The organism is Streptomyces huasconensis, from assembly GCF_021028635.1.
In the GTDB taxonomy this organism is placed as follows: domain Bacteria; phylum Actinomycetota; class Actinomycetes; order Streptomycetales; family Streptomycetaceae; genus Streptomyces; species Streptomyces huasconensis.
Window position 1 is genome coordinate 1591253 of record NZ_CP086119.1, and the last position, 13130, is coordinate 1604382.

Sequence of the window (13130 nt, forward strand, 5' to 3'; positions counted from 1 at the left end):
GGCCGGCTCCCCCACCGGGTTCTGGGTGTTCACGCCTTCTCCTCCACCGGCTCGGGGGCCCGGTCGAACTCGTCGGTCACGGTCGGCTCCTCGGCGCCGTCGCCACCGGTCCAGCGCACCATCAGCTCGCCCAGGGGATCGTCCTGCTCCAGGGCGACGGCCTTCTCGCGGTACAGCTCCAGCAGGGCCAGGAAGCGCGCGACGACGGTCAGGGTGTCCCCGGCGTCCGCCACGAGCACCCGGAAGCTGGCCTCCCCCTGCTCCCGCAGCCGGGCGATGACCAGCCCCGCCTGCTCCCGCACGGACACCAGCGGGGCATGGATGTGGTCGACGTACACCTGCGGCTTCGCGCGCGGCCGCATCGCCTTCACGGCGAGCTTGGCGAACCCTTCCGCGCCGATGCTGATGACGACTTCCGGCAGCAGCTCGGCATGGTGCGGTTCGAGCCCGACGGTACGCGGGTAGCGCCGCGCCTCCGCCTCCAGCCGCCCGCTGAAGATGTCCGCGATCTGCTTGTACGCGCGGTATTGGAGCAGCCGCGCGAAGAGCAGGTCCCGTGCTTCGAGCAGCGCGAGGTCGGCCTCGTCCTCGACCTCGGCGGCGGGCAGCAGCCGCGCCGCCTTCAGGTCGAGCAGCGTGGCGGCGACGACGAGGAACTCGGTCGTCTGATCGAGGTCCCAGTCGGGCCCCATGGCCCGGATGTGCGCCATGAACTCATCGGTCACCTTGGACAGCGCGACCTCGGTGACGTCCAGCTTGTGCTTGGCGATGAGCTGAAGCAGCAGGTCGAAGGGCCCCTCGAAGTTCGCGAGCCGGACCGTGAACCGCCCGTCGCCGGGTTCGGCCGTGGGCTGGGGCTCGGCGGCGGACTCGGGTTCGGGTTCGGGTTCGGCCGCAGGCTCGGGCTCAGCGGCGGGCTCGGGCTCGGCGGCAGGCTCCGCGGGTCCCGCCCCCGGCCCCCGCCCCAGGGTGCGCCTGCGGGCGGGCGGTGCGGGATCGTCGTTCAGGGGCATCGACGGGAACGCTACCCCTACCGCCCGCGCAGCCGGCGTACGAGGATGCTCGCGTCCCCCCGCGACTCCAGATCCGCGAGGACGACCGCGACGGCCTCCCGCACGATGCGCCCGCGGTCGACCGCGAGGCCGTGCTCGCCGCGCAGCACGAGGCGCGCGTGTTCGAGGTCCATCAGCTCCTCGGCGGAGACGTACACGGTGATCTTCTCGTCGTGCCGCTCGCGTCCGCTGGGCCGCCGGTTGGCCGCCCGCGCCCGGCGCCGCGCCTGCGCGGTCGACGGGCCGCCGGACTTGCCGCCGCCCTGGGCGGCAGAACCTTCCTGCGCCGCCGTAGACGAAGCTCCGCGCCCCGCGCCCTTGTCCGCGTCACCGGTGGACCGGCTGCGGGACTCGCCGGAGCCCGACTCGGCGTCCGTCGCGGCGTGTTCGGCGGGCTCGCCGCCGTCGCCCTGTGCGCTGTCCTCGGCCGCCGTCTCGTCGCTCTCGCCCGCCGGGGCGGGCACCCGCGCCTCGCCGTTCGCCGGGCGCCGCGGGGACGACGACTGGAGAGCCATCCCCCCGGTCGTGCGGAACAGTTCGTCGGCCCCGGGCAGACTCACTCGGCGTGACACCGGGCGAGCACCTCCCTGGCGAGCTGACGGTAGGCGGCCGCGCCGACCGAGTTGGAGGCGTACGTCGTGATCGGCTCACCGGCGACCGTGGTCTCCGGGAAGCGGACCGTGCGCCCGATGACCGTGTGGTAGACGTGGTCGTCGAAGGCCTCGACCACGCGCGCGAGCACCTCACGGCTGTGCACCGTGCGGGAGTCGTACATCGTCGCGAGGATGCCGTCGAGCTCCAGCTCGGGGTTGAGCCGCTCCTGGACCTTCTCGATGGTCTCCGTCAGCAGGGCCACACCGCGCAGCGCGAAGAACTCGCACTCCAGCGGCACGATCACCTTGTGCGCCGCCGTGAGGGCGTTCACCGTGAGCAGGCCGAGCGAGGGCTGACAGTCGATCACGATGTAGTCGTAGTCCTGCATCAGCGGCTTCAGCGCCCGCTGGAGCGTGGACTCGCGCGCGACCTCGCTCACCAGCTGCACTTCGGCGGCCGACAGGTCGATGTTGCTGGGCAGCAGGTCCATGTTGGGGACCGCCGTCTTCAGGAGCACCTCGTCGGCGGACATGCCGCGTTCCATGAGGAGGTTGTAGACCGTCAGGTCCAGCTCCATCGGGTTCACCCCGAGGCCCACCGAGAGGGCGCCTTGCGGGTCGAAGTCGACGAGCAGGACCCGGCGCCCGTACTCCGCGAGGGCCGCGCCCAGGTTGATGGTCGACGTCGTCTTGCCGACGCCGCCCTTCTGGTTGCACATCGCGATGATCTTCGCCGGACCGTGGTCGGTGAGCGGGCCCGGGATCGGGAAGTACGGCAGCGGGCGACCCGTGGGGCCGATGCGCTCGCGGCGCTGACGGGCCGCGTCGGGCGCGAGCGTGGCCGCGTACTCCGGATCGGGCTCGTACTCGGCGTCGGGGTCGTAGAAGTGCCCCTGGGGCAGTTCCTCGTAGTCGGCGAGGTGGGTGTGGGTGTTATCGCCACTCCGGTCGCCGGCCATGGCGTTCACGTGATGGCCATCCATGCTCTGGGGTGCTGACTGTGTCGGCTGGGGGCTCTGCCGGGCTTCGAAGGTGCGGACAGCGACGGAGCCGACAGCCTCGAGCCCGACGGGTCCTTGGTCCCGCACAGACATTCCTGGTTGACCACCCCCGGGAGCAAATGTCGACTCATTCACAAGTCGTCTTACCTCCTTGGTGACCAGGAAATTTCTCGATAGGTCAGCGTGGCACCATGCCGACGGTTGGCGACTCTATGGCGTGTCACCACTCCGCAGCAACACAATCCGCCGGACCGGCCCCGATGTGTCGGCAAAGGAACACCCCGATGTCAAGGGCATGCGGCATGTCTACGACGCGTTTTCGGGGTGGGCGAAACGGTTAAAGGGCTACGTTCAAGGCGAGTTGAGCGCGTCCCCACCGATACGCATACGGCCGGACCCCTCTCAAGGTCCGGCCGTGGGCGTGAGATTGACGACTTTCGTTGACGGATGGTGCCGAAAGTCGTCCGGGACCGACCGAAGTCGGTCACCAGGATTGACCGAAGTCAGTCGCCTGAGGTCAGCCGAGGAGCGACTCCAGCTCGACGTGGTCGAGACCGTGGGCCTCGGCGACCTCCTTGTAAACGACCTTGCCGTCATGGGTGTTGAGACCCAGGGCCAGCGCCGGGTCGCGGCGCAGGGCCTCGACCCAGCCGCGGTTGGCCAGCTCGACGATGTACGGCATCGTCGCGTTGGTCAGCGCGTAGGTGGAGGTGTTGGGCACCGCGCCGGGCATGTTGGCGACGCAGTAGAAGACCGAGTTGTGGACCGGGAAGGTCGGCTCGGCGTGCGTGGTCGGGTGCGAGTCCTCGAAGCAGCCGCCCTGGTCGATCGCGATATCGACAAGAACACTTCCGGGCTTCATGCGCGAGACCAGCTCGTTGGTGACCAGCTTCGGGGCCTTGGCGCCCGGGATGAGGACGGCGCCGATGACGAGGTCGGCCTCCAGGCAGGCCTTCTCCAGCTCGAAGGCGTTGGAGACGACCGTCTGGATCTTCGTGCCGAAGATCTTGTCGGCTTCCTTGAGCTTGTTGATGTCCTTGTCGAGCAGGGTCACGTGGAAGCCCATGCCGATGGCGATCTGCGCGGCGTTCCAACCCGAGACGCCACCGCCGATGACGACGGCCTTGCCCGCGGCCACGCCCGGGACACCGCCCGGCAGGACGCCGCGGCCGCCGTTGGCGGCCATCAGCTGGTAGGCGCCGACCTGCGGGGCGAGGCGGCCCGCGACCTCGGACATCGGGGCGAGCAGCGGGAGCGCGCGGTTGGCGGTCTCGACCGTCTCGTACGCGATGGCGGTGGTGCCCGACTCCAGGAGCGCGTCCGTGCACTCCTTGGACGCGGCCAGGTGCAGGTAGGTGAAGAGCGTCTGGTCCTTGCGGAGGCGGTGGTACTCCTCCGCGATGGGCTCCTTGACCTTCAGGAGCAGGTCCGCGGCGGCCCAGACCTCATCGGCGGTGTCCAGGATCTGGGCACCGGCCGAGACGTACTCGTCGTCCGTGATCGAGGAGCCGACGCCGGCGTTCCGCTCGATGACGACCTGGTGGCCGTGGCGCACCAGCTCGTGCACACCGGCGGGGGTGATGGCCACCCGGAACTCGTTGTTCTTGACCTCGCGGGGGATGCCGACCTTCATCGTCGATCACGGTCCTTGGCTCAGGGGATTTTTCGGGCAATGCAACACAGACCGGTGCACACGACAGCGCAACGGGAGGCACCACGGATGTACGCGGCGGAGCCAGTCTAATGAAGGATTTCCCGCTGTCTAGCCTTCCAATACTTCAATCTTCTGCGGATGCACTGCGGATTTCGTAGGTGGAAGGTGGTGCTCCACCGTTTGTTTCAAGCCTCATGGCCTCCTGGTGCTCTGTTCCCAGCATGCGCTCGGCGGCCCCCCGGTGCAGCCGGGCCGCCGTCGGGTCGCCGAGCCGTTCCAGGGTGTCCGCGAGGCGCAGCTGGAGCGCGGCCTGGAGGCGTACGTCCTTGGCGTGCCGCGCCCACTCGACGGCTTCCTGGCAGGTGCGCAGCGACTCCTCGGGCCGGCCCGCGTACTCCTGCACCCGCGCCATCTCGCTCAACGCCCTTGCCTGGGCGGCCACATCGCCGGCCTTGCGGTGGCCGGCGACCGCCGAGCTCCAGTTGCGCAGCGCCTCGCCGTAGCGGCCCGCGTAGGTGTGCACGACGCCGATGCGGCCGTACAGGCGGGCGGCGTCGGCGCGCTCTCCGCGGGCGAGGCGTTGGGCCAGGGCCCTGCCGTACCAGTCGGAGGCCCGGGACCAGTCCCCCAGCTCCTGATAGGCGCCGCCTACGGATTCCATCGCGCGCCCGGTGGCGTACGGATCGTCCGCCGCCCGTCCCGCGTCCAGCGCGGCCCGGTAGCGGGCCAGCGCCTCATGGGTGCGTCCCGTGCGCGCGTCCAGATCGGCGAGGTTCAGCAGCGCGGCGGCCTTCTCGCGGGGCAGGTCCCGGCGCTCGGCCACGTCCAGGACCAGCCGGTGGATGCCGTACAGCTCGGGGGCCGCGCCCTCGGGGCCGCGGTGCGCGACCAGGGCCCGGGTCAGGGCGGCCATCAGGCGCCGCGCGAGGGTGTCGAGGTCGCCGTCGGCCACCGCGAGCCGGGCGGCGGCGAGCAGCGCGGGCTGCCGGACGCGCAGCCACTCGGCGGCGTCGGCGCGGCTGGGGAAGCGCAGGGCGCGCGGCAGTCCCTCGTGCTTGTCGCGGTCACCGAGGGGGCCGGTGCCGTCGGTCTCGGTGACCGCCCGGCAGGACTGGAGCAGCCGCACGGTCCGCTCCAGCATCCGGGCGCGGGCCAGCTGGATCTCGGCGGGGCGGTCCAGGGTCTCGGTGAGGTTCCTCAGCAGCGGCACCAGGCAGCCCGGCACCTCGTACTGCTGGATCGGGGAGTCCACGGGCCGGACGAGCCCGAGGGCGGCGAAGTCCCCGAGCGCGGCCTTGGCCCCGGAGACCGAGCAGCCCGCGAGCGCGGAGGCGGTGTGCGGGTCCACATGTCCGGCCGGGGCGAGGGAGAGCAGGCGCAGTATCCGCGCGGAGGGTCCGGAGAGCGTGGCGTAGGCCTGGCGGAAGACACGGGCGAGGGAGGAGGTCTCCTCGGCCATGTCGTGCACCTGCTTGGCCAGGTCGGCGACGGCGGCCTTGGGGCGGGCGGAGAGCCAGCCCCCGGCGAGCATGAGGGAGGCCGGGTGCGCCTCGCACGCCTCGACCAGGGATTCCGCGGCACGCGGGTCCACCTTGATGCGTACGGGCCCGGCGGCGCGGGTGAGCAGCTCCACCGCGGCCGCCTTGTCCAGGCCGCCGAGCGTGCACGGCCGCACGTCGGGGATGCCGGTGAGCGGGCCCCCGGAGACGGCGACGACCAGGCAGTCGGGGGTGTCCGGCAGGAGCGGGTCGACCTGCTCGGCGTCGACCGCGTCGTCCAGGAGCAGCAGGGCCCGGCGCTCCTTCAGGGCGTCCCTGAGCAGTTCGGACAGGACGTCCTCACCGGCGCCGGGCGGGGCGGGGACGGCCAGGGCGTCGAGGAGTTCGCGGGCGGTGCGTTCCGTGGGGACACGCGCGCCGTCCGGCTCCGTGAGGCGGGCCCGCAGCAGGCCGTCGGGGTACTCCCCGGCGAGCTGCCGCGCGAGTTCCTCGGCGAGCGCGGTGCGGCCCGAGCCGGGGCGGCCCGCGATGAGCAGGACGCGGGCGCGGGGCGCCTTGCGGCCGGACAGGGTGTCGAGCCCCGCCCGGTCGATGTCGGCGCGCAGTTCCTTCAACTCGCGTTGCCGACCGACGAATTGAGAGCTCGTCGACTCCGCGGCGGCGCCGGTGGGGGACGGCACCACGCCACCCGCCGCCGTACCGTCCGTGTCGACCGCCTGATCCGTCACGGGTCACTCCCGTCCGCGTGCGCACGAACCCGCCGGGACTTCGGGCGGGACGCTTTCAGAGCCTAGTTCAGGCCCTGCGGCGCTCCCGGTCGCGCGACGCCCGCAAGTCCCCCGATCGGATCAGCAGATCGTCATATCGGCGGGACCGTTGGTGGGCCATCGGTGGGGGCCGCCGGTGGGCCCGCTCCGCGGTCAGGACTCGAAGGGACGCGCCGGCCAGGGCGCCTCGGCCGGGCGCAGCGCGTCCACGCCGTCGCCGTTCAGCGCGGCGTACAGCGAGAGGATGCCCACGACCAGGCAGTTGTTGTGCAGCTCACCGGCGAGCACGCCGCGTACGAGTTCGTCGAGCGGGACGCGGGTCAGCTCCATGTCGGCCTCCTCCTCGAAGACCTCGAAGCGCTCGCCCTCGGCCTCGGCGAGGTCGCGGGCGAGGAAGATCCGCACGGCTTCGTCACAACCGCCGGGAGTGGTGTAGACGTCGGTGAGGACGCGCCAGTCCTCGGCCTTGACGTGCGCCTCTTCGTACAGCTCGCGCTGCGCGGCGTGCAGGGGGTTCTCGCCGGGGACGTCGAGCAGACCGGCGGGGATCTCCCAGAGCTTCTGGCGGACGGGGTGGCGGTACTGGCGGATGACCAGGACGCGGCCCTCCCCGTCCAGCGCGAGGACGGCCACCGAGCCGGGGTGGACCTGGTAGTCGCGGTGGACGACGGACCCGTCGGGCATGACCACGTCGTCGGTGCGCACCGAGGTCTTGTTGCCGACGAAAGGCGTCTGGCTCGCCGTGACCTGCCACTCCTCGGCGGTGTCCTTGATCGTCATGTCGCGCTGTCCTCCCACACGTGCAAACGAAAAAACCGGGGCACGCGCCCCAAAAGACGCGTACCCCGGCAACCGTATCGCCTGGTGTTACTTGGCCGGCTTGGTGGCCGCCTTGCGGGCGGCCTCCTGCCGCTCGACGGCCGCCTTCACCAGGCCCGCGAAGAGCGGGTGGGGGCGGGTCGGGCGGGAGCGCAGCTCCGGGTGCGCCTGGGTGGCGACGAGGTAGGGGTGCACCTCGCGCGGGTACTCGACGTACTCGACGAGCTTGCCGTCCGGGGAGGTGCCGGAGAACAGGATTCCGGCCTTCTTCTCCAGGTCGGCGCGGTAGGAGTTGTTCACCTCGTAGCGGTGGCGGTGGCGCTCCTCGACGTACTCCTTGCCGTCGTACACCTCGCGGGCGATGGAGCCCTCGGCGAGCTTGGCCGGGTACATGCCCAGGCGCATCGTGCCGCCCATGTCGCCCTCACCGGCGACGATGTCGAGCTGCTCGGCCATGGTGGAGATCACCGGGTGGGAGGTGGCGGCGTCGAACTCGGTGGAGTTGGCGTCCGGGATGTCCGCGAGGTTGCGGGCGGCCTCGATGACGATGCACTGCAGGCCGAGGCAGATGCCGAGCAGCGGCACCTTGTTCTCGCGGGCGTACTGGATGGCGCTGACCTTGCCGTCCACGCCGCGCTCGCCGAAGCCGCCGGGGATCAGGATCGCGTCGACGTCGCCGAGCTGCTTCTTGGCGCCCGCCGGGGTCTTGCAGTCGTCGGAGGTGACCCACTTGACCTTCACGCGGGCCTTGTTCGCGAAGCCGCCGGCGCGCATGGCCTCGGTCACCGAGAGGTAGGCGTCGGGCAGGTCGATGTACTTGCCGACCAGCGCGACGGTGACCTCGTGCTTCGGGTTGTGCACGCGGTCCAGCAGGTCGTCCCACTGGGTCCAGTCGACGTCGCGGAAGGGCAGGTCGAGCTTGCGCACGACGTAGGCGTCGAGGCCCTCGGTGTGCAGGACCTTCGGGATGTCGTAGATCGACTTGGCGTCGATGGCGGCGACCACGGCGGCCTCGTCGACGTCGCACATCAGCGAGATCTTGCGCTTGATGGCGGTGGGCACGTCGCGGTCGGCGCGCAGCACGATCGCGTCGGGCTGGATGCCGATGTTGCGCAGGGCGGCGACCGAGTGCTGGGTCGGCTTGGTCTTCAGCTCGCCGGAGGGGCCGATGTAGGGCAGCAGCGAGATGTGCACCACGAAGACGTTGTCACGGCCGACCTCGTGGCGGACCTGACGGACGGTCTCCAGGAACGGCAGCGACTCGATGTCGCCGACCGTGCCACCGACCTCGGTGATGACGACGTCGACGTCGTCGGTGGCCATGCGGCGGATGCGGTGCTTGATCTCGTTGGTGATGTGCGGGATGACCTGGACGGTGTCACCGAGGTACTCGCCGCGCCGCTCCTTGGCGATCACCTGGGAGTAGACCTGGCCGGTGGTGACGTTCGCCGAGCCGTCGAGGTCGACGTCGAGGAAGCGCTCGTAGTGGCCGATGTCCAGGTCGGTCTCGGCGCCGTCGTTGGTGACGAACACCTCACCGTGCTGGAAGGGGTTCATCGTGCCCGGGTCGACGTTCAGGTACGGGTCGAGCTTCTGCATCGTGACGCGCAGGCCACGCGCCTTGAGGAGCGCACCCAGGCTGGAGGCAGTCAATCCCTTGCCGAGGGAAGAGGCGACACCCCCGGTGACGAAGATGTGCTTGGTCGTCGTGGATTTCGGCTGCATGGCCAAGAGGGGGCTCCCGTGGTCGCGGTCTGGAGGTGCGTACCGGCGGCCTCGCCAGGGATTTCGGGGGAGGTGCCGTCGCTGCGGTTCGGGGGTTCTATGACCACCGGCTCACGGGCTACCAGGGTATCAGCGACGGGCGGAGCGTGCTTCCGGCCACGCTCCGCTGTCAGGCGCGTACGCCGATGCCGTAGGAAACTCGGGTGTACGGGGAGCAGGACTCCCGGGCATACACACCGCCCTCACAGGGAACACACGACACCGGCGTACTCTCACGCCCCTCCGAACCGCTCCGACCCACCAAGAGATCATGCGACACCCGCTCTCACCTGCCGCTCACCCGTTCGGCCGCGCCTCGTTGCCGGGAGGGGCGCGCGGATCACCGACGTGCGTCGTATCCTGCTCGGACACTCGCTGCCGAGCCCCATCCGGCACACGGCACCACCCCGCCTTGCACCCGGAACAAGCGCTCGGCAACGATCACTTGACCGCTGACAGTAAGTAAGCGCCCCGCGGGGCGAACGTGGCCGTTCGACTGGAGATGCACGTGGCCGGGCGCATCGAGGACTACGCACTCATCGGAGACATGCAGACCGCAGCCCTGGTCTGCCGGGACGGCACAGTCGACTGGCTGTGCCTTCCCCGCTTCGACTCCCACGCCGTTTTCGCCGGCCTGTTGGGCACCGAGGAGCACGGCTTCTGGCGCCTCGGGCCCGCGTACGCACCGGAGGAGGAGCCGCCCACGGCGGCTCGCCGCACCTATCGCGGCGACTCCCTGGTGCTGGAATCGGAGTGGGACACCCAGCGCGGCACCGTCCGCGTGATCGATTTCATGCCGCCGCGCGACACGGACGCACCCCAGCTGATCCGGATCGTGGAGGGCGTCAGCGGCCGGGTGCCGATGCGCTCGGCGCTGCGCATGCGGTTCAGCTACGGACGTGTGGTGCCCTGGGTCCACAAGGTCGACCACCGGACGGTGGCCGTCGCCGGACCCGACTCCGTGTGGCTGGACACCGACGCCGAGACGTACGGCAAGGACCTGACGACCTACTCCGACTTCACCATCGCGCCGGGTGAGCGGATCGCGTTCACCATCTCGTGGCAGCCCTCGCACAAGGGCCAGCCGCCCTTGCCCGAGCCCGAGGCGTCGCTCACCGCCACGGAGGACTTCTGGCGCGACTGGGTCGACCACTGCACGTACCACGGCCCCTACCGCGAGGCCGTGATCCGTTCGCTGATCACCTTGAAGGCGCTCACCTACGCGCCGACCGGCGGCATCGTCGCGGCGCCCACGACCTCGCTGCCCGAGGACATCGGGGGCTCGCGGAACTGGGACTACCGCTTCACCTGGCTGCGGGACGCCGCGATCACCCTGTCGTCGCTGCTGCGCACCGGCTACCGCGAGGAGGCCCGCGCCTGGCGCGAGTGGCTGCTGCGCGCGGTGGCGGGCGACCCGGAGAACCTCCAGATCATGTACGGCATCGCGGGCGAGCGCGAGCTGGGCGAGACGGAGCTGGACTGGCTGCCCGGATACGAGGGCTCCCAGCCGGTCCGCGCGGGCAACGGCGCCGCCCACCAGCTCCAGCTCGACGTGTACGGCGAGGTCACCGAGGCGCTGCACCTGGCGCACATGACGGGCCTGGCCCGCAACGACTACGCCTCGCTGCTCCAGCTCAAGCTGATCCGCTACCTGGAGGACCACTGGGACGAGCCGGACGAGGGCATCTGGGAGGTGCGCGGCCCGCGCCGCCACTTCGTGCACTCCAAGGTGATGGCCTGGGTCGCCGTCGACCGCACCATCAAGCTCCTGGAGTCCGGGGACGCCGACGGGCCGCTGGAGAAGTGGCGCGAGCTGCGTGACGACATCCACCGGGACGTGTGTGAGAAGGGTTACGACCCGGAGCGCAACACCTTCACGCAGTCGTACGGCTCCAAGGAGCTGGACGCCTCGCTGCTGCTGATCCCGCAGATGGGCTTCCTGCCGCCCGACGACAAGCGCGTCATCGGCACCATCGAGGCGATCCAGCGGGAGCTGTCGACCCCGGACGGCTTCATCCTGCGCTACCCGACCTCCGGCGACGAGGAGAACCTGGACGGCCTGGAGGGCGACGAGGGCGCGTTCCTCGCCTGCTCGTTCTGGATGGCCGACGACCTGGCGATGATCGGCCGGGTCGACGAGGCCCGCAAGCTCTTCGAGAAGCTGCTCGCGCTCCGCAACGACCTCGGTCTGCTCGCCGAGGAGTGGGACTCCGCGGCGCAGCGCCAGGTCGGCAACTTCCCGCAGGCCTTCAGCCACGTGCCGCTGATCGACACGGCACTGCGGCTGACAGCTTCGGGGGCGTACGGCGGCTAACGCCGCCCGCACCCGGGTCAGGTTCAAGATGCGTCGGTGCGTTCGGCCGTGTCGTCCTGGACGACACGGCCGATGATCTCGTAGCGCCGCGGGTACCTGGCCCGCAGATACAGGCCGAGGCCGAGGCCGCCGAAGAAGACGAGGCCGACGATCCACGGGATGGCCTTGAACAGCAGCGAGCCGGCCGCCGAGCCCGCCGCGGTGTCCATGTTGAGCACCAGCAGGACGACGACGGCGATCATGCCGAGGCCGCCGAGCAGCGGCGCGAGCAGCGTCTTGAACCAGTGCCGGTCCTCGGGGTGGTTGCGCCGGAAGTAGCCGATCACGGCGAAGGAGCACAGCGTCTGCACGATGAGGATCGCCATCGTGCCGAGGATCGCGAGCAGCGTGTACAGGTGGATGTACGGGTCCTGTCCGGTCAGCCAGAAGGCGGCCACCAGGGCGACGGCGATGACGGACTGGACGTACGAGGCGATGTACGGCGAGCCGTGGGCCGGGTGGGTACGGCCGAGGGCGGGGTGCGGGAACCCTTCGCGGCCGATCGCGTACAGATAGCGCGCGGCGCACTGGTGGAAGGCCATCCCACAGGCGAACGAGCCGGTGATCAGCAGCCACTGGAAGGTGTCGACGGCCCAGGCGCCGATGAAGCTGTGCGCCGGATCGAAGAACAGGTCAAGGGGGCCGGCCGACCGGGAGACCTGCACCGAGCCGCTCAGGCCGTTCCCGGCGATCGTCATCCAGGAGACGTAGATGTAGAAGAGACCGACGCCGACGACCGAGACGAGCGTCGCGCGCGGGATGACGCGCTTGGGGTCGCGGGACTCCTCGCCGTACATCGCGGTCGACTCGAAGCCGACCCACGACCAGAAGGCGAAGAACAGGCCGAGCCCGGCGGAGGTGCCGGTGAAGGCGTTCTTCGGGTTGAGGGGCTCGACGGGTATGCCGTCGGGGCCGCCGCCGTGCAGCAGGACGGCGGTGGCGACCGCGAAGAGGACGGCGATCTCCGCGACGAGCATCACACCGAGGGCCTTCGCCGTGAGGTTGATGTCGAAGTGCGCGAGGACGGCCGTGACGGTGAGCATCGCGGCCGCGTAGACGATCCACGGCAGGTCGACGCCGAGCTGGTCCGCGACGGTCGTCTGCGCGAAGTACGAGAAGACGCCGACGATCGACGCCTCGAAGACGATGTACGCGAGGACGGCGAGCATCCCCGAGGCCATGCCCGCGGTGCGGCCGAGGCCGTGCGAGATGTAGCCGTAGAAGGCGCCGGCGGCGGTGATCCGCTTGGCCATGGCGACGTACCCGACGGAGAAGACCGTCAGGACGAGCGTGGCGAAGAGGTAGCCGGCGGGGGCGCCGGTGCCGTTGCCCGCGCCGACGGCGATCGGGAGGTTGCCGGTCATGGCGGTGATGGGCGCGGCGGTGGCGACCGCCATGAAGACGACGCCGACGACGCCGACGGAGTTCGCCTTCAGGCGGTGGACCTCGGGTGTGCTCGGTTGCTCTGGCATGGCGGGCACCCTGCCGTGGCGTGACGTACGCCACAAGCGACAAGGGGTCGCGCAATGTCCGGGCGGAAGCGACGAGTTGTCGCCCCGCGGGGGCCCGGGGGCGGCCGCTGTGACCGGTCGGAGATGTTCCGGTGACGTGCGCCCCGGTAGCGTCGC

Annotated in this window: 9 protein-coding genes; 1 reads left to right on the forward strand and 8 read right to left on the reverse strand. The window is 70.6% G+C overall.

Features of this window, described 5'->3' with window-relative positions; translation table 11 throughout:
- Positions 1-29: 29 nt before the first annotated feature.
- The 7 genes from J2N69_RS07155 to J2N69_RS07185 form a co-directional block, all read right to left on the reverse strand.
- On the reverse strand, positions 30-1013 hold the full coding sequence (locus J2N69_RS07155) for a segregation and condensation protein A (RefSeq protein WP_230899982.1): 984 nt from the start codon (positions 1011-1013) through the stop codon (positions 30-32).
- Between the two features lie 17 nt (positions 1014-1030).
- Complete coding sequence (locus J2N69_RS07160) at positions 1031-1624, reverse strand: hypothetical protein (protein WP_230899983.1); 594 nt, start codon at positions 1622-1624, stop codon at positions 1031-1033.
- On the reverse strand, positions 1609-2739 hold the full coding sequence (locus J2N69_RS07165) for a ParA family protein (protein ID WP_127910916.1): 1131 nt from the start codon (positions 2737-2739) through the stop codon (positions 1609-1611). Before J2N69_RS07165 ends, J2N69_RS07160 begins: the two co-directional genes overlap by 16 nt.
- A 424-nt stretch (positions 2740-3163) precedes the next feature.
- Positions 3164-4279 (reverse strand): alanine dehydrogenase, encoded by a 1116-nt coding sequence (gene ald / locus J2N69_RS07170; protein WP_230899984.1) that lies wholly within the window; start codon positions 4277-4279, stop codon positions 3164-3166.
- A gap of 145 nt (positions 4280-4424) precedes the next feature.
- The gene (locus J2N69_RS07175; RefSeq protein ID WP_408056685.1) at positions 4425-6527 is read right to left on the reverse strand and encodes a tetratricopeptide repeat protein; all 2103 of its coding nucleotides are present in this window, start codon (positions 6525-6527) and stop codon (positions 4425-4427) included.
- Between the two features lie 192 nt (positions 6528-6719).
- Positions 6720-7346 carry an NUDIX domain-containing protein gene (locus J2N69_RS07180; protein ID WP_230899985.1) on the reverse strand — a complete coding sequence of 209 codons (627 nt, stop codon included), beginning with the start codon at positions 7344-7346 and terminating at the stop codon, positions 6720-6722.
- Between the two features lie 87 nt (positions 7347-7433).
- Positions 7434-9110 (reverse strand): CTP synthase, encoded by a 1677-nt coding sequence (locus tag J2N69_RS07185; RefSeq protein WP_230899986.1) that lies wholly within the window; start codon positions 9108-9110, stop codon positions 7434-7436.
- Positions 9111-9633: 523 nt separating this feature from the next.
- Here J2N69_RS07185 and J2N69_RS07190 point away from each other — a divergent pair.
- Positions 9634-11463, forward strand: coding sequence for a glycoside hydrolase family 15 protein (locus J2N69_RS07190; RefSeq protein ID WP_230899987.1), 1830 nt, complete (start codon positions 9634-9636; stop codon positions 11461-11463).
- A 23-nt stretch (positions 11464-11486) separates the two neighbouring features.
- Here the strand turns inward: J2N69_RS07190 and J2N69_RS07195 are convergent, their stop codons facing one another.
- The gene (locus tag J2N69_RS07195; protein ID WP_230899988.1) at positions 11487-12974 is read right to left on the reverse strand and encodes an APC family permease; all 1488 of its coding nucleotides are present in this window, start codon (positions 12972-12974) and stop codon (positions 11487-11489) included.
- Between the last annotated feature and the right edge of the window lie 156 nt (positions 12975-13130).